This window comes from Sphingobacteriales bacterium (genome assembly GCA_016719635.1).
Taxonomy (GTDB): Bacteria; Bacteroidota; Bacteroidia; order Chitinophagales; family JADIYW01; genus JADJSS01.
In genome coordinates this window covers 22,266-49,062 of record JADJYT010000006.1, presented here as the reverse complement: position 1 = coordinate 49,062, position 26,797 = coordinate 22,266, and the positions used below count along the sequence as shown (strand labels likewise).

The 26,797-nt window shown below is 41.7% G+C and carries 19 protein-coding genes and 1 pseudogene; 9 read left to right on the top strand and 11 right to left on the bottom strand.

The window, feature by feature from the left end; genetic code table 11:
- Positions 1-66: 66 nt before the first annotated feature.
- The gene (locus IPM95_11010) at positions 67-969 is read left to right on the top strand and encodes an NAD(P)-dependent oxidoreductase (GenBank protein MBK9329809.1); all 903 of its coding nucleotides are present in this window, start codon (positions 67-69) and stop codon (positions 967-969) included.
- A 113-nt stretch (positions 970-1,082) separates the two neighbouring features.
- On the opposite strand, the gene IPM95_11005 is transcribed toward IPM95_11010, so the two are convergent.
- From IPM95_11005 to recA, 3 genes are all read right to left on the bottom strand, one after another.
- A complete protein-coding gene (locus IPM95_11005) occupies positions 1,083-2,573 on the bottom strand; it encodes a 2-isopropylmalate synthase (GenBank protein MBK9329808.1) in 1,491 nt (496 codons plus the stop codon).
- Between the two features lie 156 nt (positions 2,574-2,729).
- Positions 2,730-3,971, bottom strand: a complete 1,242-nt coding sequence (locus IPM95_11000; protein ID MBK9329807.1) for a DUF445 domain-containing protein — start codon at positions 3,969-3,971, stop codon at positions 2,730-2,732.
- 160 nt (positions 3,972-4,131) lie between these two features.
- Positions 4,132-5,127 (bottom strand): recombinase RecA, encoded by a 996-nt coding sequence (recA, locus tag IPM95_10995; GenBank protein ID MBK9329806.1) that lies wholly within the window; start codon positions 5,125-5,127, stop codon positions 4,132-4,134.
- 323 nt (positions 5,128-5,450) lie between these two features.
- Here recA and IPM95_10990 point away from each other — a divergent pair, with 323 nt between their 5' ends.
- The 3 genes from IPM95_10990 to IPM95_10980 all read left to right on the top strand — a co-directional run bounded on the left by IPM95_10990 (position 5,451) and on the right by IPM95_10980 (position 9,404).
- Entirely contained in the window at positions 5,451-6,869 is a 1,419-nt protein-coding gene (locus tag IPM95_10990) for an undecaprenyl-phosphate glucose phosphotransferase (protein ID MBK9329805.1), read from the top strand.
- 64 nt (positions 6,870-6,933) lie between these two features.
- Positions 6,934-8,559 carry a hypothetical protein gene (locus IPM95_10985; protein MBK9329804.1) on the top strand — a complete coding sequence of 542 codons (1,626 nt, stop codon included), beginning with the start codon at positions 6,934-6,936 and terminating at the stop codon, positions 8,557-8,559.
- Positions 8,560-8,636: 77 nt separating this feature from the next.
- On the top strand, positions 8,637-9,404 hold the full coding sequence (locus IPM95_10980) for a PorT family protein (GenBank protein MBK9329803.1): 768 nt from the start codon (positions 8,637-8,639) through the stop codon (positions 9,402-9,404).
- A gap of 91 nt (positions 9,405-9,495) precedes the next feature.
- Here IPM95_10980 and infB read toward each other — a convergent pair whose 3' ends face one another.
- The 3 genes and pseudogenes from infB to IPM95_10965 form a co-directional block, all read right to left on the bottom strand.
- Positions 9,496-12,210 (bottom strand): translation initiation factor IF-2, encoded by a 2,715-nt coding sequence (infB, locus tag IPM95_10975; GenBank protein MBK9329802.1) that lies wholly within the window; start codon positions 12,208-12,210, stop codon positions 9,496-9,498.
- 89 nt (positions 12,211-12,299) lie between these two features.
- Positions 12,300-13,537: pseudogene (nusA, locus tag IPM95_10970) on the bottom strand (transcription termination/antitermination protein NusA).
- A 5-nt stretch (positions 13,538-13,542) separates the two neighbouring features.
- Complete coding sequence (locus IPM95_10965; GenBank protein ID MBK9329801.1) at positions 13,543-14,016, bottom strand: ribosome assembly cofactor RimP; 474 nt, start codon at positions 14,014-14,016, stop codon at positions 13,543-13,545.
- A gap of 357 nt (positions 14,017-14,373) precedes the next feature.
- Between IPM95_10965 and IPM95_10960 the strand changes: the two genes are divergently transcribed.
- On the top strand, positions 14,374-14,874 hold the full coding sequence (locus tag IPM95_10960; GenBank protein ID MBK9329800.1) for a histidine phosphatase family protein: 501 nt from the start codon (positions 14,374-14,376) through the stop codon (positions 14,872-14,874).
- A gap of 19 nt (positions 14,875-14,893) precedes the next feature.
- Positions 14,894-16,960 (top strand): polyphosphate kinase 1, encoded by a 2,067-nt coding sequence (gene ppk1 / locus IPM95_10955; protein MBK9329799.1) that lies wholly within the window; start codon positions 14,894-14,896, stop codon positions 16,958-16,960.
- A 267-nt stretch (positions 16,961-17,227) separates the two neighbouring features.
- On the opposite strand, the gene IPM95_10950 is transcribed toward ppk1, so the two are convergent.
- A complete protein-coding gene (locus IPM95_10950; protein ID MBK9329798.1) occupies positions 17,228-17,692 on the bottom strand; it encodes a T9SS type A sorting domain-containing protein in 465 nt (154 codons plus the stop codon).
- Positions 17,693-17,731: 39 nt separating this feature from the next.
- On the bottom strand, positions 17,732-19,144 hold the full coding sequence (locus tag IPM95_10945) for a hypothetical protein (GenBank protein ID MBK9329797.1): 1,413 nt from the start codon (positions 19,142-19,144) through the stop codon (positions 17,732-17,734).
- Positions 19,145-19,434: 290 nt separating this feature from the next.
- On the opposite strand from IPM95_10945, the gene IPM95_10940 reads away from it, so the two are divergent.
- Positions 19,435-20,334, top strand: a complete 900-nt coding sequence (locus IPM95_10940) for an exopolyphosphatase (GenBank protein MBK9329796.1) — start codon at positions 19,435-19,437, stop codon at positions 20,332-20,334.
- A gap of 9 nt (positions 20,335-20,343) precedes the next feature.
- Here the strand turns inward: IPM95_10940 and IPM95_10935 are convergent, their stop codons facing one another.
- Both IPM95_10935 and IPM95_10930 read right to left on the bottom strand, forming a co-directional pair.
- A complete protein-coding gene (locus IPM95_10935) occupies positions 20,344-22,197 on the bottom strand; it encodes a hypothetical protein (GenBank protein ID MBK9329795.1) in 1,854 nt (617 codons plus the stop codon).
- A 62-nt stretch (positions 22,198-22,259) separates the two neighbouring features.
- Positions 22,260-22,907, bottom strand: coding sequence for a VTT domain-containing protein (locus IPM95_10930; protein ID MBK9329794.1), 648 nt, complete (start codon positions 22,905-22,907; stop codon positions 22,260-22,262).
- A gap of 91 nt (positions 22,908-22,998) precedes the next feature.
- Here IPM95_10930 and IPM95_10925 point away from each other — a divergent pair, with 91 nt between their 5' ends.
- A complete protein-coding gene (locus IPM95_10925) occupies positions 22,999-23,325 on the top strand; it encodes a DMT family protein (protein MBK9329793.1) in 327 nt (108 codons plus the stop codon).
- Positions 23,326-23,364: 39 nt separating this feature from the next.
- Complete coding sequence (locus IPM95_10920; GenBank protein MBK9329792.1) at positions 23,365-25,017, top strand: T9SS type A sorting domain-containing protein; 1,653 nt, start codon at positions 23,365-23,367, stop codon at positions 25,015-25,017.
- Here IPM95_10920 and IPM95_10915 read toward each other — a convergent pair.
- Positions 25,014-26,789: an Ig-like domain-containing protein gene (locus tag IPM95_10915; protein MBK9329791.1), complete on the bottom strand. Its 1,776-nt coding sequence runs from the start codon at positions 26,787-26,789 to the stop codon at positions 25,014-25,016. The genes IPM95_10920 and IPM95_10915 overlap by 4 nt on opposite strands.
- Positions 26,790-26,797 lie beyond the last annotated feature (8 nt).

The following is a 26,797-nucleotide window of genomic DNA, read 5'->3' as shown; positions in this document are numbered from 1 at the left end:
ACTTGTTTCGGAGTCTATTTGTGAACTAAAAATAATGCTGATGAAGTTCAGTATGAAAATATGGAGATGAAGAAAAAAATATATATCGCCGGCTGTGGCGGCATGCTGGGAGAAGCCTTCCACAAAATATTTCAGGATACATTTGAATTGAAATGTACCGACAAAGATATCAATGAGGATTGGTTGTCTTTTCTGGACTTCCGTGATTTTGAAGCCTATAAGAAAGACGTGTTTGAATTTAAACCGGATTATCTTTTTCACTTGGGCGCACATACGTCTTTGGAATATTGCGACACCCATCAGGATGACGCTTATTTAACCAATACCATTGCTGTCGAAAATGCCGTACATATTTCCAATGCACTAAACGTCCCTATGCTTTACATTTCTACCGCAGGGATTTTTGACGGAACACAGGATATATTTGATGACTGGGACAAACCCAATCCGCTCGGACATTATGCACGCAGCAAATGGGCCGGAGAGGTCTTTGTGCAGCAAAATAAAACCCGGCATTTAATCTGCCGGGCTGGCTGGATGATGGGAGCCGGACCAAAAAAGGATAAAAAATTTATCCAGAAACTGATGCAGCAATTAAAAGACGGGAAGAAGGAATTGTTTATCGTAAATGATAAACTGGGAACACCTACACTGACGTACGATTTTGCCCGCAATGTGAAGCTGCTGCTGGAAAAAGAGGTTTGGGGTTTGTACAACATGGTTTGCGGCGGCATTACCGGACGCCTGGAAGTGGCCACGGAGCTGGTGCGATTGGCAGGGAAAGAAAATGAAATAAAAATCACTGCCGTTGATTCCGATTTCTGGAAACAGGAATATTTTTCTCAGCGACCGCCAAGCGAGCGGCTTATCAATAAAAAACTGGATCTGCGCGGATTGAACATCATGCGCGACTGGAAGGTTTGTTTAAAAGAATATGTGGAGGAATATTATCAGGGTTACCTGGATTAATACCCTGTAATTGCCGTCCTCCCGAGCGAGGTACAAATTAGAGAACTTGACGATTTAAATAAATGCCCTTTCTTTATTGTCCTGAGCATCGGGTGGTTTGGGTACAATAAATTTTAGAGCTTATTCAACGCATCAATATATGCTTTGGCTGTCGCATAAATCACATCGGTATCATTTCCAAAACCATAATAAAATACCCCGTCTTTGGAAACCTGGATATGTACCTTTCCGGTATCATCACTACCGCCGGTGATGGCCTGCACCAGATACTCCTCCAGACGTACAGGCTGCTGCACAATTTTATCAATTGCTTTCAGCGTCGCATCCACAGGACCGCAGCCATCTGCAATTTCTACTGTTCTTACACCATTTTTCAATAATGCCACCGTTGCTGTCGCCTGATGGCGTTTACCACAATGAACTTCCAGATAATCAATCTCATAAATTTTGCCTTCGCGGCTGTGACCCATCATCTCCAGCAAATCCTCATCATAGATTTCTTTGCGCTGATCAGCCAATTCCAGGAATTTCTTATACGTTTCATCCAGTTCTGCCTGCTCCATCTTAAAACCGATGTTTTCGAGACGATGCTTCAATGCAGCACGGCCGCTTCTAGCTGTCAGCACAATCAATGACTCCGGCACACCCACATCATGCGGGTCGATGATTTCATAATTCTCCCTGTTTTTCAATACCCCATCCTGATGAATACCGGAAGAATGGGAAAACGCATTTCTGCCGACTATTGCCTTATTCGGCTGCACCGGCATGCGCATCAAGCGGGTAATCAATCGGGAAGTAGGATATATCTTTTTGATGTTGATGCCGCAATCCAGGTGTAAATTGCCCTCATGCGATTTCAAAATCATGGCAACCTCCTCGAGGGAAGTATTTCCGGCCCGCTCCCCGATTCCGTTCATGGTCACCTCCACCTGCCTGGCCCCGTTTTTAATCGCCGCTATGGAATTGGCTGTCGCCAACCCTAAATCATTGTGGCAGTGCGCCGACAAAATAGCCTTGTCAATATTTGGCACATTATTCATCAGATAGGCAATCTTGGCGCCGTATTGTTCCGGCAGACAATACCCTGTCGTATCCGGAATATTGACGACAGTAGCACCGGCAGCGATCACCGTTTCCACCATTTTCGCTAAAAATTCTAAATCTGCACGGCCTGCATCTTCGCAGAAAAATTCCACGTCATCTACATAATTACGGGCATACTTAGTCGCCCACGCCGCCTTCTCCAATATAGCTTCACGTGTTGTCTTCAGCTTATTTTTAATATGGATATCTGACGAGCCAATGCCTGTGTGAATACGGCCGCGTTTGGCCAGTTTCAAAGCCTCCGCCGCACAGTCAATATCTGCAGCCACCGCACGGGTCAGCGCACAAATGGTAGGCTTGAATATATTCTTGGTAATCTCTACCACAGATTTAAAATCCCCGGGAGATGAAATCGGAAATCCGGCTTCCAGCACATCCACTCCCAGTTCTTCCAGGGCCAGTGCTACTTCTATCTTTTCAATCGTATTCAGCTGGCAGCCCGGCACCTGTTCGCCGTCTCTGAGTGTTGTGTCAAAAATAAAAACCTTGTTGTTCATTTGGGTGGTTGGTTGACAGCGCACCGTTCACTGTTTTTAATGTGAAGCAACTGACTGTAATAATTGAAATGATGAATCAATTAAAATTACAAAAAGAATGCACGCATAGCATTCGTTAAGAAGTTAAGAATTGTTTAAATGAATGTGGTATGATGCTTAACCGGCGTGGAGGACAAAATGCTCCATGAGCAACACCTGCAGTTCGCCCACCATAAATCCCAGCACAGCACCCACGGTAATCAGAATCCATTCGTCCTGTTTGAAGGCAGGACGCAGAACGCCTTCAAACTCATCCGGCGTCAGTTCCTGCATTTTGGTGACCAGGGTATTTCTGATGTCCATGGCATCTTCGGCATATTTTTCAATGTGTTTCAACGCAACCGGCAGTTGCTTGACCATGTTTCCGGTAATGGCCGTTTTCATGGCTCTGTATTTCTCAGAACCGACAGCAAACACTACGATTGGCTTTAAAACGCCCGCCTGTTCATCCACCATCTGCTGTACATTTTTCTGAATCATATTGAATAGGTTATCGGATAATTTTCCTGTCAGTATAGATTCTATCATGTTGCTCGGAGTGAGGACTTTCTGGGCAATCAGTGCACCGTAGGCGGAGGCGACCTCCTGCTGCCGTTTGAAAAACAAGCCATGCCAGTTGAATAAACCAATATATTTTTTGGGGGTTTTAGGCAGAAAAATCATCTTCAATGCCAGCCAGTCGGTGAACCAACCCGTAAACAAACCAAATATGGGCATAATCAGCGGTTCCTGTGTCAGCATCCATACAATCATCTGCACCAACCCAATCAGGAAGCCAAAATAGATACCTGAGTTGCGGATGAACTGAAATTCTTTTTCACCGCTTTCCAGAAATATTTTATTCAGCAGTTCTTTGTCTTTGGTAAGATTTGTGATGACCATATCTTTCAGGTCAAAAACTTCGTCCAAGTTATCCTTGGTTTGCTGCATCAGCTGCCGCACCATGGCCGGTGATTCCTGTTGTATCCGTTTAATCAGCAATTTTTTGGCATTTTCCGGAATGCTTTCCCACAGGCCGGGCTGATAGTGGCTCATCACGTCGTGGGTAATCTTTTCCACTATCGGAAGCATGGGTTTTTCCAATTCTTTTGCCACCCGGTCAGGGTCGAGGCGTGAAAATATTTCTTTGGGTGTAATCAGTCTGGATGTCAGCGTATCACAGGCAATGGAACTCATGATGGCCGCCTTGCGCGGAATGATGCCCTGCCAACCCAGAAATGGTTTGATCCCGAAAAATTCCAGCGGTTCAAACATCATCCTGATGGCCACAATTTTAGTGGCATAACCAATCACAGAGGCGATGACGGGCATGGACAAATAGAGCCACCAGTGCTCTTTGAAATCCGCCATCGTTATCATTTGAAATAATAGAACCATAAATACAACAGATAGAATTACGAATATCGAGATTCTATTTTTGAAATACGAATATTTAAGAATGATTATGGCGATATCTTTAAAAAATAAGGCCATCGCTGGGCGATGGCCTTATTGACATTCTGGTCGTCATGCTGCAGTATTAAGCCGGTAATAATTTGGCTTTGATCTTCGCTTCAATTTCATCCGCCAGTCCCGGATTATCGGACAGCAGTTGTTTTACCTGATCCCTGCCTTGTCCAATCTTTTGGCCTTCGTAGCTGTACCAGGCTCCGCTTTTCTGAAGGATGCCCAATTCGGAACCCATATCGACAATTTCGCCTTCCTTGGAAATTCCCTTGCCAAACATGATATCAAACTCAGCCACTTTAAACGGCGGAGCCAGTTTGTTCTTCACCACCTTCACCTTGGTCTGATTGCCGATGACATTGTTTTCCTTGTCTTTGATTTGTCCGGCACGTCGGATATCCAGACGGATGGATGCATAGAATTTTAGGGCATTTCCGCCTGTAGTGGTTTCTGGGCTGCCAAACATCACACCTATCTTATCGCGCAGCTGGTTGATGAAAATACAGCTGCAGTCGGTTTTGCTGATGGCGCCGGTGAGTTTACGCATCGCCTGGCTCATCAGGCGGGCATGTAAACCCATCTTGCTGTCACCCATTTCGCCTTCAATTTCGCTGCGTGGTACCAGTGCCGCCACGGAATCCACCACCACCAAATCAATTGCAGCGGAGCGAATCAACTGCTCTGCGATATCCAGCGCCTGTTCACCGTCATCCGGCTGGGTGATGTACAGATTATCCGTATCCACACCCAATGCTTCCGCATATTTTTTATCAAAGGCATGTTCCGCATCAATAATCGCGCAAACGCCTCCTTGTTTTTGTGTCTGGGCAATGGCATGGATCGCCAATGTCGTTTTACCGGAAGATTCCGGCCCATAGATTTCAATAATCCTTCCGCGCGGAAAACCGCCAATACCTAATGCCAGGTCCAACCCCAGCGAGCCGGTAGATATCACTTCCGATTCTACGATGCTGTTATCGCCTAATTTCATTACGGTTCCTTTACCGTATTGTTTGTCCAATTTTTCCAGTGTCAGTTGCAGTGCTTTCGCTTTGTCGTCTTTACTCATAATGTGTTCGTTTTGTGATTTACAAATTTATACTATTAAGATACCGAAAGGAAGCAAATTCCATAAATTAAAATCAAAAAAAATACACACCGCCACTAATAAATACATAAAACACTAACACTCAAAAAATTATGATGAAAAATAAATCATTTGCAATTACAATCCCATATTTTTGTTTTGTCAAAATAAGATGAGTTGTATTAATTTTAAAGCATAGAAAATGGCTTTGAACAAATAACTAAATTTTAAGTTGACAAGATAATATAGTATTTTTGAAAGCTGGAACAGCTTAGACGTGCCGTTAAGTAAACCGCTCCTTACGAATGAAAAAAAGAATTACCAATCTCTATGTTTTAATCCATGCTTTAGGTGATTTGCTTATCCTGAATGTCGCCTACTTTCTAGGGCATGTCTGGGGTTTTTGGAATTACGTGCAGATGTTTGATACCAAGTATCTGCAGCTGTGGATTTATCTCAACGTCATTTATCTATTTGCAGCACAGCTTTCCGGTACGTTCGACATGTACAGAAACACGCGTTTCTTCACGTTGCTGTCCGCTTTGTTGAAATTGTTCTTTCTGGAGGTTGTTTTATCTTTTTCCTATATCGTTGTCTTTAAAGATTACAACCAGACTTTCAAGTTGTCGCGCGAGGTGCTGATGATTACCTATATCACTGCGTTTATTTTCACAATGATCTGGCGGTTCGGTTTCATAAAAATCGTGCGCATATACCGGGCGCGAGGCTTTAACAACAGAAAGGTAATGATTATTGGTGCCGGTGAAACGGCGCAGGAATTTAAGACCATGCTGGAGCATAAAATAGAATACGGCTACCAGTTTCTCGGATTTTATGATAATAATCCGGAAAAATATACGGAGAATGTCAAAAAGCATATTTTGGGAACGGTGGAAGACGCCAAAAGATATGCGGTGGAACATCAGATAGATGAAATGTTCTGCGCCCTGCCGTATGATGATGAAGAAAACATTAAAGGGCTGATACAATTTGGCGATGAGAACCTGATTCGTGTTAAAATCGTTCCGGATCTATCCCGCTTTCTGACACACCACCTCAATAAGGTTGAAATCGATTATTACGGACAAATCCCCGTGATGACCTTGCGCAGCGAACCACTTGAAAACATTGTCAACCGCTTTATCAAGCGACTGTTTGATATCGGATTTTCCATACTGGTGCTGTTGTTTATCCTGTCCTGGTTTATCCCGTTAATGGCAGTCATCATTAAACTGACCTCCAGGGGACCGGTGTTTTTTATTCAAAAGCGTTCGGGCATTAAGAACAAATCTTTTTCCGTTATCAAATTCCGTACGATGTACGTAAACGGTGATGCGCACCACAGACAGGCAACGCGGCACGACCAGCGCATCACTCCCATCGGGAAATTTTTGCGAAAGACCAACCTGGACGAGCTTCCCCAATTCATCAATGTTTTCACGGGACAAATGTCCGTTATCGGTCCACGACCTCATATGCTGAAGCACACGGAAGAATATTCAAAAATTATTGATAAATTTATGGTTCGGCATTTAATCAAGCCCGGCATTACCGGGTGGGCTCAGGTGAACGGGTATCGAGGCGAAACCAAAGATGTGAATGATATGGAAGGAAGGGTTCGCGCGGATGTCTGGTACATAGAAAACTGGAGCTTCGGACTGGATGTCAAAATAATTATCATGACCATCATCAATATGCTACGAGGTGAAGAAAATGCATTCTAACAAATACGCTCTCTTATATTTACTGTTCTCTTTTTCTATTTTTGCGCAGGCTCAACAGGAAAATATGCCGCTCAACCGAAACATGGTGCTGAGCTATGAGAAGTATCTAAACGGCTGGGATAAGGGGGTCTTTCATAGCGCCGTAAAACCTTATAAAGCGGCAGAAGTTTACAATTTCGTTTATCCGGATACGGTACAGCATTTCGAAAGGATGCCGCATACCAACTGGTTCAGCAAACTGGTGAATCAGGTAGGGTTCGAAAATATTTTAGAGTTTGATGAGAAAGGTTATGTCAAACACTTCGGAAAAATCCTGGCGAAGGACTCCGTTTTTTATGAAGACAATATCTACGATACCCAATACAAAAAACGAAAAGTGTATGTGGCCGTCAATCCTATTTTCAATGTCGGGTTCGGATATGACCTGACGGAAAAGAAAGTATTGAGCTATAACCAGAAAGGGCTGGAGCTGCGGGTGGATATCGGCAGCAAGGTTACCCTGTACACTTCCTTCATTAACACGGTTGGAAAATTCCCTCCTTACGTAACCATTTACAGTTTGCTGACCAGCGCCATTCCGGGCGAAGGTAATATTCGCAACAGGGGCAGCGGCGGGCTGGATTTCTCCAGTATCAATGCGTATTTATCCTATTCTCCTGTGAAGCAGTTCAACATCGAAGTCGGTAACGGAAAACATTTCATCGGTGACGGATACCGTTCCTTATTTTTATCGGACAACTCTTACACATATCCTTACATAAAATTCACCACCACCGTATGGCGCATCAAATACACCAGTATCTACGCCGAGCTGATTGACAACCTGAATAACTTCAACGATTTCGGGCAAGGCTATCCGCGCAAGCTGGCGAATTTTAATTACTTAAGTATCGATGCGGCAAAGTTTCTGCAGATTGGCATATTTGAAGGCATCACCTGGAGAAGGACCACCGAAAAAGGAAACACCTATTTCAATTACAACTACATCAATCCCATTTTAGGAATACGTGCCTTTCAAAAGAATCTGGCACCCAACACAACCAAGGTGTATGGCCTGAACATAAAGGTTACATGCCCGAAATACATCGTCTTATACGGGCAGTTCATGTTTAACCGTTACGGTAAGAAGAATACTTCAGACCGCAGGATGGGATGGCAGGCCGGTGTGAAATATTTCGATGTGGGCGGCGTGAAAAACCTGAACCTGCAGGTGGAATACAACAGTGTCCGGCCTTACTCTTATCAGGGACAGGACAGCGCAATCGGCTATTCACATTACAACCAGGCGTTAGGACACCCGATGGGGGCGAACTTCAACGAGTTTCTGGTAATGGCCAATTATCAATACAAACGGGTGTATGCATCCTATAAAATGTCGTACACGCAAACCGCTACAGATACCTCCCTAAACCAGAATTACGGAAACAACATTTTGGATATCGGCTCACAGGCGACGACGACGACGAATGTAAAAATACAGAATGGATTTGGCTATAATGTGATGGACCATGACATACGTGTGGGATATATCCTGAATCCAAAACTCAACATGATTATCGAAGCAAAGGGACAGTTTCGGAAATATACCTCCAAGGTGGCCAATACCACTGACCTTAAAAGCAATTCTTTTATGATCAGCTTCGCCACAAACATCTTCAACCGATATTACGATTTGCCTGTTTTGTTTTAATTAATAAAGGTTAATTGTCCGATTTAACCAATAAAAACCGTATTTTTGCAGTCTATTTTTAATAAGAAAAAGGATTTATGCGTAAAATTGGATTCAGTCTGTTCTTTTTATTTTGTACCACCGTTATGGTGTTCGGACAGCAGGATGCCTCCACGGCTGGCCCCAAAGGAATATCGGAGGCTGTAAAGAAGAGAATCAATAAATCTAAAGACCGACTGGTACTGGAATTTTGCATGATGAACGCATTCATCAAAAAAGACGGCGGCGTTACTGTTCCGAATGATTTCAGTCTGGAAAACTTCAACCGCGGATTCAACGCTTACTTTTATTACGATTTGATTTTGGGCAAGAAAACCAAATTCCAGCATTTCAGCCTGGCGCCCGGAATTGGCGTAGGCTCTGAAAACTATTATTTCAAAAAATTCGGCATGAGCTGGATAGGAGATACCGCCACCCGTTTTTATGCATTCGGCGACTCCATCTCTTCCAAAAAGTCCAAACTGAATATGACCTATATCGACATCCCGTTTGAATTCCGCTACCGTTCCAAACCTCATAAAAAAACAGGTATGGCTATCAAGGTATCGGTAGGATTCAAGTTTGGATTCCTGGTAGGCAGCAAATGGAAATACGAAGGGGAAGAGTTAAACAACAGCGGTAACAATATCAAATTTAAACAACTGGGTGTTGCCAATATGAATAAGCTGCGTTACGGCCCTTATATCCGGGCCGGTTATGGCCTGTTCAATCTGTTCTGTTATTATTCCCTGTCCAATACGTTTGTGAACAACAAAGGACCCAGGATGAATCCGATTGTATTCGGATTATCTATAAATGGATTGTAACCTGAAATACTTACCGTAAGGAATACAAAAAAACGCACATCATATGATGTGCGTTTTTTGATTTATCATGCCATGATAATCGTGGCATAAATTACAGCTTGCGTTTGACTTCTACCTGTTCGAATGCTTCGACGATATCGCCCACCTGTATATCGTTATAGCCTTTTATTTTCAGGCCGCATTCGTAACCTTTCACCACATCTTTAACGTCGTCTTTGAAACGTTTCAATGATTCCAGCTCTCCCGTATGGATAACAATACCATCCCGGATGATTCTGATTTTATGGTTACGCGCCACCCGTCCGTCCAATACATAACAACCTGCGATGGTTCCCACTTTCGTTACCTTAAACACTTCGCGGACTTCAATATTACCAACAATCTTTTCTTCGAATTTCGGCTCTAACAAACCTTCCATCGCCGCCTTGATTTCGTCGATTGCATCATAGATGATGTTGTAGTACTTGATTTGAATATCTTCTTTTTCCGCCAGCACTTTTGCATTCATGGATGGCCGCACCTGGAATGCACAAATAATCGCATCGGATGCGGATGCCAGCAACACATCAGACTCGCTGATAGCTCCCACACCTTTGTGTATGACATTCACCTGAATTTCTTCCGTCGTTAATTTCAGTAAAGAGTCGGCCAATGCTTCCACCGAACCGTCCACGTCACCTTTGATGATTAAGTTTAATTCCTTGAAATTACCCAAAGCCAGACGGCGTCCGATTTCATCGAGTGTGATATGTTTCTTAGCACGCATTCCCTGCTCCCGAATGATCGTAGCGCGTCTGTTCGCTGTTTCTTTTCCTTCATCTTCATCTTCGTATACTCTTATCTTATCACCTGCAGTTGGTGCTCCCAACAGGCCCAATACCTGTACCGGTGATGATGGCCCTGCCTTCTCAATACGAACACCCCGCTCATTGGTCATGGCTTTTACTTTTCCAAAGTATTGTCCGGCCACCACAAAGTCACCGATTTTCAGAGTACCTTCCTGCACCATGATGGTAGATACGTAACCCCGGCCTTTATCCAGCTGTGCTTCAATGACAGAACCGATAGCCGGTTTATTCGGATTGGCTTTCAAATCCAGCATTTCGGATTCCAGCACTATCTTATCTAATAATTTATCAATGTTTAAGCCTTTTTTTGCGGATATTTCCTGACACTGGAATTTACCGCCCCATTCTTCCACCATGATATTCATCTGAGACAACTGGTTCCTGATGTTATCGGGATTGGCTCCGTCCTTATCAATTTTATTGATGGCAAAAATCATCGGAACTTCCGCTGCCTGCGCATGCGAAATGGCTTCTTTGGTTTGTGGCATGATGCTGTCATCCGCCGCAATTACTATTACTGCTATGTCTGTGAGCTTTGCACCACGCGCACGCATCGCGGTAAACGCTTCGTGACCCGGTGTATCTAAGAACGTAATGTGTTCCCCTTTGACGGTTTCCACTTCATATGCTCCTATATGCTGAGTGATACCGCCCATTTCTCCGGCAACCACATTAGCACTTCGTATATAGTCCAATAAAGATGTCTTACCATGGTCAACGTGGCCCATGATGGTTACAATCGGAGGGCGCTTTACCAAATCTTCCGGCTCATCTACGTATTCTTCTTCCTCATCGTCTTCATCCGCCAGGTTGATAAACTGCACCTCATATCCAAACTCACTTGCCACTAATTCTATCACTTCCGCATCCAACCGCTGATTAATGGAAACGAATACCCCCAATCCCATACAGGAGCTGATGACCTGTGTTGGGGAAACATCCATCAAGCCGGCTAAATCACTTACGGTAATAAACTCGGTGAGCTGTAAAACATTGGACTCCTGGTTTTCACCTTCCGCCCGGGTGGCGTGTTCGTCCCGCTTTGTTTTTCTATATTTGGATCGGTCTGATTTTGCTTTCGTTCCCTGCAATTTTGCCATAGTGGAACGAATCTTTTCCTGAATATCTTTCTCTGAAATTCCTTCTTTAGAATCCGCGGGTTTTGCTCGTCGGTTATCCGGTCTGCTGGTAGCTGTTCTGGTTGGGCGGGTATCTTTAGAGGGCTCAAATTTCTTGATGTCTACTTTTGTCTGAGAAATACGGGCTCTCTTCTGCTTATCATCCTTGCCTTTGTCTTTCTCTTTTTCCCGTCTGATTTTTTCATCTTCACGGTGTATGTCTTCCGGTCTTCTTTCCTGTTTAATGGGTAATTCTATTTTGCCTAATATTTTAGGTCCGGACAGCGTCTCGGTTTTTGCGCGGATAACCTCGTCCTGTGCTTTTTCTGCAGGGACAATGGCAGCTTCTGTTTTTTCCGTTACCGTCGTTTCTGTATTATCCGGCTCCGCAGCTGTTTCTGTAGTCTTTTTAGCTGTTTTTTTAGGCTTTTCTTCCTCTGTTTTAGCTGCTTCCTCCTTCTTTTTCTCTTCTGACTTTTTAGGTTTCTCCGTAAGGTCAATCTTTCCCAAAACCTTTGGTCCTTCAACGTCTGTTTTCGCAATTTTGTGAATTACCTCTTCCGTTTTTGCTTCTTCCTTTGCCGCCTGAATGGCTTCTTTGATAGAGATTTCCTCTTCTTTCCGTTTTCCGATATTGATTTGTTCTGCCTTCTCTTTGATAGCAATCGATTGCACAAAATCTCGCAGCAATACGTTATACTGCTCTTCGGTAAGCTTGGTGTTCGGCTTGTTCTCCACGTCTTTGAAGCCTTTTTCATGCAAGTGGTCCACTATGGTAGACGTACCAACATTCAGCTCCTTCGCCGCACTTGCTAATCGTATGGATTTCCCTTCTGACATATTTCTTGTTTAGTCAATGGTCAATGGTCAATAGTCATGTGGTTTAATATCTCTATTGACCAACGACTGGTGGCTAATGACTATTCATGTTATTCAAATTCTGATTTTAAAATCTTGATGACATCGTCAATGGTTTCTTCTTCCAGATCTGTTCTGCGCACCAGCTCATCTCTGTCCAGTTCCAAAACGGATTTAGCGGTATCGCAACCAATCGCTTTTAATTCATCTATGATCCAGCCTTCAATTTCATCTGAAAATTCATCCAAATCCACGTCATCCTCCACTTCCGTATCGGTGTCTCTGAACACATCTATCTCATATCCGGTCAATTTGCTGGCTAATTTTATATTGAAACCGCCTTTACCTATTGCCAGGGAAACCTGATCCGGTTTTAAATAAACCGATGCTCTTTTCTTTACCTCATCCAGTGCAATACCTTCAATTTTTGCAGGCGTCAAGGAACGCTGCAGCAACAGGTTGATATTGTTGGTGTAGTTGATAATGTCAATGTTTTCATTTCGCAACTCGCGGACAATGCCGTGAATACGGGAGCCTTTCATGCCGACACAAGCACCAACAGGGTCAATTCTGTCATCGTAAGACTCTACAGCCACCTTGGCTCTTTCACCCGGCTCGCGCACGATTTTTTAATCACAATCAAGCCATCCATAATTTCAGGAACTTCTTGCTCCAATAGTTTTGCGAGGAAAGAAGCATCTGTGCGCGACAAGATAACCAGCGGGTTGCTTCCGCGTAATTCCACATTCTTAACGACCGCCCTGATGGTATCGCCTTTTTTATAAAAATCGGTTTTGATCTGTTCGCTCTTCGGCAGAATAAGTTCATTACCGTCATCATCCAGCAACAAAATTTCTTTCTTCCAAACCTGATACACTTCCGCGGAAATGATATCGCCCACCCTGTCTTTGTATTTTTTGTAGACTTCGTCTTTCTCCAAATCCAGTACCCTTGAAATCAAGGTTTGGCGGGCCGCCAAAATAGCGCGTCTGCCGAAAGATTCAATGGTGATTTCTTCGTACAACTCTTCTCCAGCTTCCATGTCGGGTTCCACTTTTTTCGCAACAGAAAGCTCCACTTCCGCCAGGCGGTCTTCTACTTTTCCATCCTCTACGATAGTTCGGTGTCGCCAGATTTCCAGGTCGCCTTTGTCGGTATTCACGATTATGTCAAAGTTCTGGTCGGAGCCGTATTTTTTACGCAGCAAGGTTTTGAAAACATCTTCCAACACCCGCATCATGGTTGGGCGGTCAATGTTTTTAAAGTCTTTAAACTCCGAGAACGATTCTACTAATTCTGCACTGTTCATGGCAATTATAGTTTAAAATTGAAATGTTTTTTAACTGATTTTATTTCCTCAAAACCATATACATGTTCTTCTATGGTTTCTGTTTTTTTTAGTTTAATAATTTCTTGTACAGTAATCTCCTTTTCTGTGGCGGCCTGCAATTCCCCTGTGATTTTCAATCCGTTTTTCAACACCACATCCACCTGCCTGCCGAGCTGCTTTTGAAATTGCCTGGCAACCTTCAGGGGCTCATCCATACCGGGAGAAGAAACATCGAGTGATAAATTGTCGCTCATCAGTCCGTTCTCTTCCATAAAATGGTGGATATGCCGGCTGATCTGAGCACATTCATCAATGGTAATGTTGGTTAGCCCGTCTGCAAAAACTTCAATCTTACCGTTTGAAAGAACTTTTACTTCTACTAAAAACAAGTTGGTTCCTTCAAAAAAAGCCAATAACTCCTGCTCGATCGTTTGTTTTAATTGAACCAGTTTATCCATCACGCTGCATGAAATAAGCCTTTTTATCAGCTCATTTGTTTTTTGTTTTTAAAGCGAATCCCATACGCACCTTTCTTAAAAAATTAAAAGAAACGTACTAAAAAAGAGGACTTCGAGTCCTCTTCAATTCTTAATTACGGTGCAAATATACGCATTTAATCTTAATATCCAATTCTTTGTGACCATTAAAATGCAATAAAACCTCCGGCTAATTCGTAAAAAAAGCATAAATACCGGAAAAACAACCCTTCTCTATTCATAACAAACTGTTTTTCAGACAATTGTCCACTATAAAACAACGGAATTTTATGATAAAAGTCATTTTCGAACCATCGGAATAATTGTACATTTGAAAAAATGAAACATCTGACCATCATACGGCACGCCAAATCAAGTTGGGAAAATCCGGAATTGGATGACATGGTTCGTCCGCTGAATACGCGCGGCAAACAGGCGATAGTTCTCATTGGAGATTATTTAAAAAATAAAAAGATAGAACCGGATCTGATCATCACCTCTCCGGCAACACGGGCTTTGCAAACAGCCATTGGTATAGGAACTGTTTTAAAATACAAGACTGAAGATCTAAAAATAGAGCAGGCTATTTATTTTGGGAACACAACTTCTGTTATTCGTGTTATAGAAAACACAGACAATCGTTTGAAGGATGTTTTCATATTCGGGCATGAACCCGTTTTGTCTTCCGTGATTATTACGCTGAGTGGTGAGAATCCGGATAAATTTCCCACTGGTGCCGTCTGTCGTATACGATTTGATGCAACCAACTGGAAAGACATCACCCTAAAAAAGGGGATATGTGAATTTTTTGTGAATCCTAAATTATTGTCTGAAAAATAAGTATTTTCATCACTCACACATGGCAAACCATCCAATCATCAACAGGGAATTAAGCTGGCTCTCCTTTAACGAGCGCGTATTGCAGGAAGCGGAAGATAAGACTGTTCCGCTCATTGAACGGCTTAAGTTTCTCGGCATCTTTTCGAACAACCTGGATGAGTTCTTCCGTGTGCGCGTCGCGACCATCGCCCGCCTGATAGATTTTCAAAAACAAGCCAAACAAGATCTGGGTTTAAATCCGGCAAAGCTGCTCGATGAGATTCAGGATAAAATTGAGCTGCTGCAAAAAAGATTCAATCAAACTTTTCAGGTTATCCAGAAAGAGCTGGAGAAGGAAAAGATTCTCATCATTAATGAAAAACAATTGGATAAGGAGCAGGGTTTGTTTGTCAAAAAATATTTTCAGGAAAGAGTCCGGCTGGAAATTTTTCCCATCATGATAGACAAGATGAAAGCATTCCCCGTTCTGCAGGATTCGTCCATTTATCTGGCTGTCCGGATTTATAAAACCAAAAAGGAACCCATCTACTCTTTGATTGAAGTGCCGTCGCACAGCATATCCCGTTTTGTCGTGTTACCCCCGAGAAAAGACAAACAATACATCTTATTTCTGGATGATGTCATTCGTTTCAACCTAAAAGATGTTTTTCAGATTTATGATTTTGACAAGATTGACGCCTATACCATCAAATTTACCCGGGATGCGGAGCTGGATATCGACAACGATATTTCCACCACTTTCCTGGAGTCCGTAGAAAAAAGTTTAGAGAAGCGTAAGAAAGGAGAAGCTATACGCTTCATCTATGACGCTGAAATGCCAAAAGACTTTTTAAACTTTTTGGTGAAAAAGATGAACCTGGACAAGGAAACCCATGTCGTTGGCAGTGTCCGTTATCACAACTTTAAGGACTTCATCCGCTTTCCGGATTTAGGAAGGACTGATTTATTAAACCCGGCTCAAACACATATTGCCCACCCGGATCTGCATAAGACAAGAAGCATCCTTGCCAAAATGAAAGAGAAAGACATTCTCCTTCATTTTCCGTATCATTCGTTTGATTATTTTCTGGACCTGTTGCGCGAAGCGGCCATCGACCCGAATGTGTCGCACATAAGGGTTACGCTGTACCGTGTATCTTCCAATTCTCATGTGATTAAATCGTTGATCACGGCCCTGCACAATGGCAAAGACGTGACGGTATTTATTGAGCTGCGCGCCCGTTTTGATGAAGAAGCGAATATCGAGTGGGCGAATAAATTAAGAGATGCCGGTGCACGTGTCATAACAGGTATTGCGGGACTGAAGGTGCATTCCAAATTGTGTTTAATAACACGCCGCGAGAAAGGTAAGAAAATATATTACGCCTGCATCGGCACCGGAAACCTGCACGAAAAAACGGCCCGCATATACACCGACCTGATGGTGCTGACCAGCAACCAGGTTATCACCAAAGAAGCCCGGCAGGTGTTCACATTTTTTGATAAAAACTATTCGGTACCCAAAATCAACAAACTGCTGATAGCGCCATTTAATCTGCGTAGCAAACTGACGCATCTCATCAACAAGGAAATCAAGCACGCCCGAGAAGGAAAGAAGGCGGAGGTTTTTTTCAAGCTGAACAACCTGGTGGATGAAGATATGATTAACAAGCTCTACAATGCCAGCAAGGCCGGCGTAAAGGTAAAGCTGATTATCCGAGGCATCTGTTCGCTGATTCCGAACATTCCGGGTATCAGCGAAAACATAGAGGCTATCAGTATCGTAGATAAATTTCTGGAACATTCGCGTGTTTTTATTTTTCACAATGACGGAAAGCCGGAATACTATTTTGGTTCCGCCGATTTAATGACGCGCAACTTAGATTTCAGGATTGAAATCGTCACACCCGTGTTGGATGATAAATTGCAAAAACTGATACAGCAAACCATGACCATTCAATGGAATGATACTGTGAAAGCGAGGGTGTTCAACAAAGAACAGAACAATGTGCGTAAACTAAAAACGCTGAGTGCTACGGCAGTCCGCAGCCAGGATGTGACCTATAACTTCTGGAAGGAATATGCGGGGAAGAAAAAGAGCAAATAAAACCCACCCCTTTGTCCCCTCCGAGGAGGGGAAAACGCAAGTGCAACTCTTTACGTTAGTGCATTTTTATTATTCTGTAAGCCTTCCGGTTTTTTATGTAATCATTTCATACTTGCATTGTCCGAATTTCCGCTCTTGAGAGGGGACAAAGGGGTGTGTAAAAAACTTTGGTACGGGTGGTAAAAAGAAATAAGTTTCTCCTAACGGTACATGGACACACATCTTGGCGTTTAGTCCGTTGGGAGTATCAATGACAAGAATTTCAATTTACAGCCTGACAATTTTATAACTCCCCAACTGATCACCATGGGTATCGCGGATGGTGATAATGTACTCACCCTTTTGCCAGCTTTGGGTATTGACTCCGATATGATTATTTCCTGCTATGTAAATAGCATTACTGATTTGTTTTCCGGTGATATCATAAACTGACAACTGTATGTCTGACACTTTGCTGTCCGAAATATCTACGTATATCAAATCACTTGAGGGGTTTGGATATACTTTCATTTGCAGTTTAGAAAGATCCGGTTCTTTAATGGCTGTAATAACATTAGATGTGCTTGAATTTATAAAACCCTGCCCAATACTATTATTACCATCAGTAATAGTTTTTACCACAATTTCACCCACCGTAAAACTTAGTTTTGCATTGCTTTGATTCATAGTTGCGCCACTGGTGGTAACAGCTGAAGATTTTATATTCTGTGCATGTATAACATTATATACCATACAAAAAACAAATAGATACTCTATATTTATCCTCATAAATTATTTTGTGTATATTCCTGAAAATTTAGCTCCTGCACAATTTTTGTTGTTGTATCCTCTGCTTACATATTCTGAATTTGTTGTTTTAAATGTACCGCTAACTATATTAATGACAATACTGCATTGAGTAGCCGTTATATTCTGACATGTAATGTTTACTGTTGGATTTTGAATGTAAGATTCAGTATTCCATTTGTTTAAATATATATCGCTAACCGATTGTGTTGTAGTTGTAAATGATGTTCCACCTGATGGCAGAGACAGATTGGTGTAATTTGCATAACTAAACCTATCATTAAGGTTATTTAAGATGCAGTCAGAAAAAATGGTATTACTTATGTATACTGTATCATTATTATCAATGGTTATTGAATCAATTCCACCTCCAGATAAATAATTTATATCTCCACCATAGTAACCATAAAGTTTATCCTCTTGTTGGAAACAAGTGTTTAGAGTGGTAAATGAGACCTGGTTTCCATATGATGTTCCGTTTGCATTAGTAGCAAATGCTCGTACATAATAAACAGTAACTGTTGTTAGGTTATTGGAATTAAATGAAAATGTGCCTAAATATCCAGAGGGAGGGGGACTTATTGTCATTAATAAATTAGCTGTAGTGGGAGTGGGAGTGGTGCTTAAACACAACCCCCTGGTTAATATAATTTCACCTCCATCATTAGTTACATTACCTTGCAATGTGGCTGATGTTGATGTTATTGAAGTAGCACTATTAGTCGTTACAGTTGGCTTTGTGCCACTTCCTACACCTGCAGGTAATTTTGCAAATCCTCCATTTGATAAAAAGATAGTATCATTTCGTATACTTAACGTCTGAAGTTCATTTGTAGCACTTGTGTCATGATCAAAACTGCTTAAAGGGACTTTTGCAAATCCTCCATTAGTTAAAAAAATGGTATCTTTTCTAACGCTTAATGCCTGTAACTCATTAGTTGGACTTGTATCTCTATCGGTTGTATTTCCAGCATTTCCTGCACTTTTGGCATACAAAGCATAAGGAACACTTAGCAGCTGTGTGGATCCCATTGTAACAAAGTTAGTGCCTCCGGTTGCATCTAAGCCAACCCGTAAGTAATAAGTGTCATTACTCCAGTCTATAGTATTAAAAGTACCGCTTTGCACAGCCCCTGTACCAACAGCCAAATTAAATAACCCAAGCGCATCTGTATTGGTAAAGTGATTCTCTTTATAAACTATTGTACCTGTTACCGCACTGCCCTTAAGTACACTTAATTGTACTCCAATGGTTTGGTTGGCTATAGGATTATTGCTTGCATTTCGTGCCACGCCGCTATAATTAAATGCCTGTGGCGGAGCGGACTGGGCTGCCAGCTTGCCGGAGGCCAATATGAAGCAGAGAATAGCTGTAAAATAGTTCATCGTTCGTTTCATGGTAAATCATTTTAGTCTATACAATCGAATCGCAGGTGTTGATGGATACTGGAAAAGTTTTATACCGGAATAATTAATATTCTTACTAAAGTAAGAATATTAATTATTCTAACCAATTTTTTTGACTTTATTGTTTATCGGTTGGTGTCCTCACCAAACGAAATGTGATGGTTGGTGAGGACACCAACCATTAGGTGAAAAGCATTGTATAATAATCTGCAAATTCCTGCGGAGGTTTTGTTGGCAAACTAAAAAAATAAAACCGTAACTTGCTATCGTAAATCGCCCGCATGAAATTCGCCGCTATAGATATTGGTTCCAACGCTGTCCGATTAATTTTCATCAACGTATATGAAACACCTGCCGGGCCGCAGTTTGTGAAAGATGCCATGTATCGTGTAGCCCTGCGTCTGGGGGAAGAGGCGTTTTTAAAAGGAAAGATTTCATCCGCAAAAGAAGAGGAACTGCTTTCCACTATGAAGGCGTTCAGGCATCTGATTGACATTCATAAACCCGTACAAATTATGGCCTGTGCGACTTCCGCGATGCGCGATGCGAAAAATTCGAAAGAAATCGTACAGAAGATTTATAAAAAAACAGGCATTCAGATTCAAATCATCAGCGGGCAAAAAGAAGCGGAATTGATCTTATCGAATCATGTAGAAAAATTTCAGCTGGAGTCCGATAAGAATTACCTGTATATCGATGTGGGCGGAGGCAGTACGGAGCTGATTTTATTATCCAAAGGAAAACTGGTGGATAAGTGGTCGTTCAATATCGGTACGCTTCGTATGACACTCGGAAAGGTGAAGGAAAAACACTGGAAAGAGCTCGATGTGTGGGTGGATCATTTCAAAGGCAAATACCAGCCGCTCTATGGCATCGGTTCCGGCGGAAACATCAATACCATTCAAAAACATTTTGTAAAACGAAAAGAGCAGGATGTCCATTTTGATGACCTGGAGCTTACCTTAAAATCCCTGGAAAAACTGACAATAGACGAACGCATCTTAAAATATGGCTTTCGGCCGGACAGGGCTGATGTAATCGTTCCAGCCGTCAAGATTTTTATGCACATCATGGCACGATTAAACATTGATACGTTATATGTTCCTAAGGTTGGTTTAGGCGATGGCATGATTCATGAGATGTACGACAAAATGGCGAAAAGCAAGAAGCTGAAAAAATAGAACGTCATCTTATAAATCATTGCTTGCCCTTGAGCCGTTCTCATAGAACATATTATTTTGCTGAATTGCATTGATGTTGTTGTCATACAACCTGAACTGAAATAATGGGGCACCAAAATTTTTCCCTTTCGGATAGAAACTAAACTGGAAATCCAGATAGGGTAATCCCAGATCCACACTTCTGTAACGAAACCCCAATCCTACCCCATATTGAAAAATACTCTGCAGGATGGGTTTCTTTTCATTTTCGCTGAGCCATGCCATATCACAAAAAGCGTACAGCATTGTTTTGCTGAGTGCAAATTTCTTATCTACATATAAATTACATTCCGCACTAAAGGTGATGCTTCTGGACCCCTTGAAGGATGGGGCATAAAAGCCTCGTATACCGTTTTCGTCATTTATGGTGAAATAACGGTCCACCGGGACCGCAAAGCCGATATTGGCACCGGCTTTCAGGATCTGCCGGAAAAACATATGCCTGGCAAAAGGAACCTTTTTAGATACATAATCCAGGTTGAATTTTGTAAACATTTGTTGTCCTGTTCTCTGCTTGATATAGCCGTTATATTCCGCCTGGGCAAACAAATATCCGAATTTGTTGATATAGATACCATAATTTGCCGTCAGGTTATAATACGTTCTTCTGCCGTAAATCTCATCTATCTGGGGCCCCACCCAAAAAGAGGCGCTGATACCCCTTGGAAAATATTCCGCGATATCTATAAAAAACGCATTCTTTTCCAAATAAAAATCCCAGCGCGCCAGCCCAAACCCAAAATTATAATTTTGCTGCTCCACAAATATTTCTTCGTAATTTTTGTTGACAATAAAGGGTCTGTTTCTGTAATTCATATAGTTGAGTTTTGCAGCCACTACAAATTTTAATTTCTTATCCTTACAGGACATCACCTTGTCCACCGGTACAGAGTATGCCAACCACAAGGAGTAGTAATGGGATTTTGTTTTTACGGTTTTGGCAGAATCCTGAAGGTTGTCATTTTGTCTAATGGTGGTATTGCTGAACAAATATTTTGCATCAAAGGCCCACTTTGTTTTAAAGCTGAAAAAATTCCTGTAAAAAGATACCAATGCTTTCTGGTTGAGTTTTTCTATTATAAACTGTGTGGTAAAATTGATTTGTGAAGACTGTATGTTTTCATATTTATACCTTCCTCCAACTGCCCATAAATTTTGCTTATTCAGATTGATGCCGGCAAAAATGCTGAAGGTATGCGGCAAGCCGAAGAAATTATACGTAGACACAGCCAGTGCAATCCGTTTGTTTATGTATCCCGCCGAAGCTGTCCATGATAATCTGTCCTGCAGAAAAATAACGACTGAAACACTGTTTTCTGACAGGCTGTCTTCTGCTATGAGAATTTTGACGTCTTTGAATTTATTTCTTTCCCAAAGTTGTTTTTCGGTATCGGCAAACAGGGTTGGATTTACCACATCTCCTTCCCTAAAAAATATATCCCCTCTTATAAACCACTCTTTGCTCTTAAAATGAATCGAGTTGCCAAATTTCTGTGCTTTGCTGATTTTTGCCGGACAACTGTCTTCCTTGCATCCGAATGGTTTGAAAATAATGATGTCGACACACGAAATTTTTTTGCCCAGAAAGGGCTGGTATTTTTCTACACCGGAAAAGTCCTTTCCATATCCTCTGTCGCTGTAGTTGATATACGACATGAACTTAAATACTTTCTTGACCTTTTCGCTGCGTTCTTCCTTTTTCAGTTCTTTGGGTGTTTGTTCCGTTGAACTGCTGTCTTCCTGAGCATAAGCAGGGAGCAGCAGGAGCTGAAAACAGCACCATAAAAATGCGGATAAAATTATTTTAACCTTGTTGCCGGACACAAAAAAGGGGTTCACGATATAAAGCAAACGGCTGTTGTTCATTCATACAGTATAACGCTTTATTATTTTTTTAATTTTAACTGGATGGTTTTAATAATAAGAGGCAAAATGGAAAGGAAGACGATACCCAATATGAATTTCTCCAGGTTTTTTTCTACAAAAGGAATATTTCCCAGGAAATACCCGGCCAGGGAAACGGATGTTACCCAAATGAACCCACCCAAAATATCGAAGGGTAAAAACGTCTTATATGTCATTCTTCCCACTCCGGATACGAAGGGTGTAACCGTTCGGACAATAGGCATAAAACGGGCAATGATGATGGTTTTGGTGCCATGTTTTTCAAAATAGCGGTGCACTTCTTCAATCCATTCCGGATTGACCAGCGGCTTGCCTTTAAACTTCCAGTTCAGCACATGTTCACTGAAATATTTACCCACAAAATAATTGACATTATCCCCCAAGACAGCCGCTATTATCAGTAACGGTATTAGTACATAAATATTCAGACCGGATGTTTGTGCACACAATAAGCCGGCCGTAAACAGGAGTGAGTCTCCGGGAAGAAATGGCATGATGACCAGCCCTGTCTCCACAAAAATGATAAGAAATAAAATAGCATAAATATACGGTCCATATTGTTGAAACAGTTGCAGCAACACTTCTTTTGTATGTGTCAGCAGTTCTAGTAAAAAATGAATCAATTCCATACGGTTGGTTTTACTAATTTAATACGGCAAGATACTGAATTTATTGATTTGTAAAAGATGGATTCTGTACTTTTGGTGTATTTCCTTTTGTATGCAAACGATTATTCTGCTGCTTATATCGAACTCATTCATGACGTATGCCTGGTACGGACATTTGAAAAATCCGAATTTAAAGATCTGGCAGGCTGTGCTCATCAGCTGGGGGGTGGCTTTTTTTGAATACTGTTTTATGGTCCCGGCCAACCGGATCGGCTATAAGACATTCAACGCCTATCAGCTGAAAATCATTCAGGAAGTCATCACGCTGACGGTTTTTGCAGGGTTTGCCTTTTTCTTCCTGGGTGAAAGGCTCCGGTGGAACCATGCCGTCAGTTTCATCTTTATTTTACTCGCCGTGTTTTTTATCTTCAAGAAGTGATACTTTTTGATTAACTTCCTTTTACCATAAAATACTTTTATGAAAAAGACACTGCTCTTCTTAATGTTGTCTACTTTATTCATTCCAGACATTGAGGCACACAACCCAACGGATTCGGTACTTCTAAACAAGTATTGGAATTTTAGGGAACGTTTTTCCAGTCGGTTTGTACGTATCGGAGACCGCCCGGGATTCAGCATGCCGATTGAACAATATCTTTACAGTGATTGCCGGCAAGATTGGATTTGGTGGAATTATCCTCCTCAATATATACAAGACGGATTTGGTATTTTATCGCCGGGCGGTGACCAGACATGCAACCTCGGGCATTATATTGGCTGGCTATCCACAGAATATGCATTGCTCAGCCAGAATAATCAACCAACCGACTCGGTAGTTCGTGAATTGTACTTTGCATTGAAAGCCTATTACCGGCTGGAGCGCAGCGCCAATGAAATCTTTCGAAACCCCAATTATTTCGGCTATTTTCTGCGTCAGGATGCACCAAATGACCTGCACCTTGCATTTCAGGACGCTTCGGTTTCTCCTGGCAAAAAACCCGTTTGCACCATCAGTGAAGAAGTGCAGCGGCAGTATAGCAAGGATTCGTTGGTGACTAATTTCACCTCTCAGGACCAGGTCGTACATCTGATGTATGGCATGGCATTGGCTAAACGCTATATCCCCTCCGCATTGATGTATAACGGCGAAAGTATTCTGGCATTAGCGGTCGAAGCCTCCCGAAGAATGATTTTCCGCTTTTATACAGATGCCTGGGATTTGAAGAATCCGCGGGGACAAAGTGTCGGCAATGAGCGAGGCGGACAGGCGCAGCCATGGGCATATGCATTCGATAAAACATGGGCGTACATTAATCCTCAGGGAAAAACATTCGGCGACTATACTTTTAATATTGTTGATGCAATACTGAAAGGGATTTATGATTGCTGCGGACACCTGGGTGGTATAACCCATTTTTATAACCGGCGGCTATTTATCTCTCTGGCGTCTACCAGCAATACAAAAACCATCACCTATAACTTTGATTATACCATGCAGGATGGGCTGTGGATTTATCCTGTAACACAGGGATTGTTGTATAACCTTCGATTAGACAGTAACCGGGAATTGAGATTGATGGATACACTGTATGCTGCCCTGACACAGGCTCCGGACAGCGGGACCTGCATCAATATCAATAACGGAAATCCGGATTGTGTCCAATCTCCGGCTGGCTGGCGCGGACAAAACAGGTGGTTTGGAAATATTGCCACCAGGGATACCATAACCGATACCAATAATCATCCTGCAGACCATTACGGATTGGATTATTTGCTGGCTTATAATTTATACCGTCTGTACACCAATCCTTCAGGCTATCGCAATACACATATCTCCTTTCCAACATTCAGCAAGCCTTATTCCACAAATAAAACGACAGATGTACAGATTTATCCAAATCCTGCTGAAAACGAATTGAAAATTCAATACTACCTGACTGTTCCTAAAACCATAACAATGAAACTCTATGATATAACCGGACGGTTGGTTAAAAATATTACTGATAATAATATTATGACATATGGTCATCATGAAACCGTTGCTGATCTTTCCGGTTTATCTGCAAACACCTATTTGTTGATGATTCAACTCGATGGGGAGGTGATAAGAAAGAAAATTGTCAAATATTAATCTTTGCCTTGAATCTGGTTATTCTTTAATTGACGAGGGGTTTGTGGATTTGTAGTACCTGAATCATTTTGATTGATTCCTTCCTCCGCATTAGAAGTGGGGATGGTAATCTTCGAGAAATCTACTTTTATGGTTTCCTCAGCATCCCAGTTTTCTTTGATGATAATAGGCTTTGATTCTTTATATATTTTCTCAGGTAATGTTTTTTTGGAGAAACTGCCGGAATTCCATATTCCGTTGTCGTTGACATCTTCTATCACCTCCACTTTGTAGGTGCCGGCAAAGAGCAACCCATAGTCAATTTTAACCGCCGGAGAATCGCGTAGAATTCGCTTATCCAATACTTTATCCGAATTATCTTTTAATAACACGATATAACTGGTCGAAATTTTTGGTAACTCATAGTTAATCAATAGATTACCAACTTTTTTTAGTGATACCGCTGAAAATGAAAATTCCTGTTTTTTGGAGTAATTTCCTACTAAATCTGAAAAGGCTGAATCCAAAACTTTAAGAGTATAGTTCATACCCGGTTTCCAGGCAGCTGCAATTTGATACGTCTGCATATCTTCTGCCCGTGAAACCATATATGGCATTTTCGAGTGTGATGTGTCTGTAAGGATTAATTTTGACGTATCCATATCGGATAAACTGCGGTAGGAACTGATCAATTTCAATGAAGTTGATTCTATAACCAAAAGTGATTTATTGTCGGTAGTATCATTAAAGAATGAAACCGGGTTATTAAATTTTCTGCTCTCTGTTTTTACCCTTAGAGAATCTATCAACTCGTCATGGTTTTTAATAATCAGATTAATGCTGCCTGTATCTTTCTCCATCTTAGGTAGATATACCGTCAGTTTTCCTTTTTCTTTCTCCTGAAAAGCAATGGGTTGCATCTCTTTCAAATCCGGTATTGAAACCGTAATCTCATCTTTGGTAAACGAAAGTTCTTTATTAAATGTAATATGAAAAATGCCGCCTTTGATCACTCTGTCATACTCTGCTATACGCAAATCAGCCACTTCGGGCATAAAGAGCTGAAAACTCAATGTATCCAGACTGGAGGCAATATGATAGAAACTATCCGTAAAACCGATTGCTTCTGTAGGCAAATCATAATAATAATTGCTGTTCTGGTCACTTAGTGCGAAAACCCTGTAATCACCCTCCTTCACATTTTCCAGTATAAAACTACCGTCACTTTTAATCTTCGTGATGTAGAACGGCCGCTTTTTTGTAAAAACAGAATCCGCTCTTTCATTATATAACAGCAGATAGGTATTTTCCGGAAATTTATCCAGCATTGTTTGTACCCTGCCTTTTACCTGCAAAGAGTCAATAAAACTGCCCGTTGAAAATAAAAATTTGAAATTGGGAAGAATATTACCCTCGTTATTATCTTTTATATTATCTCCGAAAAAGATACTGTAGGTGGTATTGGGCTGTAGTGTGTCTTTCCATTTAATGGTGAGTTCGTTCCTGGCCGCTTCTACCTTCGGAAAGGGCACCATATCCGGAGATATGATAATCTGATTTTTTGGGTTCTGTAATGGAAGTATCCATTCATCAAACACCACTTTTATCTCCTTCTTATTAAAATTGATACTGTAATTATCCGGTATGGATTTGGCTGCTTTAGGTGGGGTGGTATCTTTTTTGCCCCCTGTAGGTGCCACAACCTGAGCACAGGAAAAAACAATCAAACAATGCAGCAAGGTTATAATGCTGTAATATAACCGCTTTTTATGTCTGCTTTTTATTCTGTACATGGCTGTTT

Excerpts from the sequence above, each read along its gene's own strand:
- IPM95_11000 (MBK9329807.1), bottom strand. The coding sequence starts at position 3,971 with ATGATAACGATGGCGGATTTCAAAGAGCACTGGTGGCTCTATTTGTCC.
- IPM95_11005 (MBK9329808.1), bottom strand. The coding sequence starts at position 2,573 with ATGAACAACAAGGTTTTTATTTTTGACACAACACTCAGAGACGGCGAA.
- IPM95_10930 (MBK9329794.1), bottom strand. The coding sequence starts at position 22,907 with ATGGAATTGATTCATTTTTTACTAGAACTGCTGACACATACAAAAGAA.
- IPM95_10945 (MBK9329797.1), bottom strand. The coding sequence starts at position 19,144 with ATGAAACGAACGATGAACTATTTTACAGCTATTCTCTGCTTCATATTG.
- IPM95_10920 (MBK9329792.1), top strand. The coding sequence starts at position 23,365 with ATGAAAAAGACACTGCTCTTCTTAATGTTGTCTACTTTATTCATTCCA.
- ppk1 (MBK9329799.1), top strand. The coding sequence starts at position 14,894 with ATGGCAAACCATCCAATCATCAACAGGGAATTAAGCTGGCTCTCCTTT.
- IPM95_10950 (MBK9329798.1), bottom strand. The coding sequence starts at position 17,692 with ATGGTATATAATGTTATACATGCACAGAATATAAAATCTTCAGCTGTT.
- IPM95_10980 (MBK9329803.1), top strand. The coding sequence starts at position 8,637 with ATGCGTAAAATTGGATTCAGTCTGTTCTTTTTATTTTGTACCACCGTT.
- IPM95_10985 (MBK9329804.1), top strand. The coding sequence starts at position 6,934 with ATGCCGCTCAACCGAAACATGGTGCTGAGCTATGAGAAGTATCTAAAC.
- infB (MBK9329802.1), bottom strand. The coding sequence starts at position 12,210 with ATGTCAGAAGGGAAATCCATACGATTAGCAAGTGCGGCGAAGGAGCTG.
- IPM95_10915 (MBK9329791.1), bottom strand. The coding sequence starts at position 26,789 with ATGTACAGAATAAAAAGCAGACATAAAAAGCGGTTATATTACAGCATT.
- IPM95_10960 (MBK9329800.1), top strand. The coding sequence starts at position 14,374 with ATGAAACATCTGACCATCATACGGCACGCCAAATCAAGTTGGGAAAAT.
- IPM95_11010 (MBK9329809.1), top strand. The coding sequence starts at position 67 with ATGAAGAAAAAAATATATATCGCCGGCTGTGGCGGCATGCTGGGAGAA.
- IPM95_10990 (MBK9329805.1), top strand. The coding sequence starts at position 5,451 with ATGAAAAAAAGAATTACCAATCTCTATGTTTTAATCCATGCTTTAGGT.
- IPM95_10940 (MBK9329796.1), top strand. The coding sequence starts at position 19,435 with ATGAAATTCGCCGCTATAGATATTGGTTCCAACGCTGTCCGATTAATT.
- IPM95_10925 (MBK9329793.1), top strand. The coding sequence starts at position 22,999 with ATGCAAACGATTATTCTGCTGCTTATATCGAACTCATTCATGACGTAT.
- recA (MBK9329806.1), bottom strand. The coding sequence starts at position 5,127 with ATGAGTAAAGACGACAAAGCGAAAGCACTGCAACTGACACTGGAAAAA.
- IPM95_10965 (MBK9329801.1), bottom strand. The coding sequence starts at position 14,016 with ATGGATAAACTGGTTCAATTAAAACAAACGATCGAGCAGGAGTTATTG.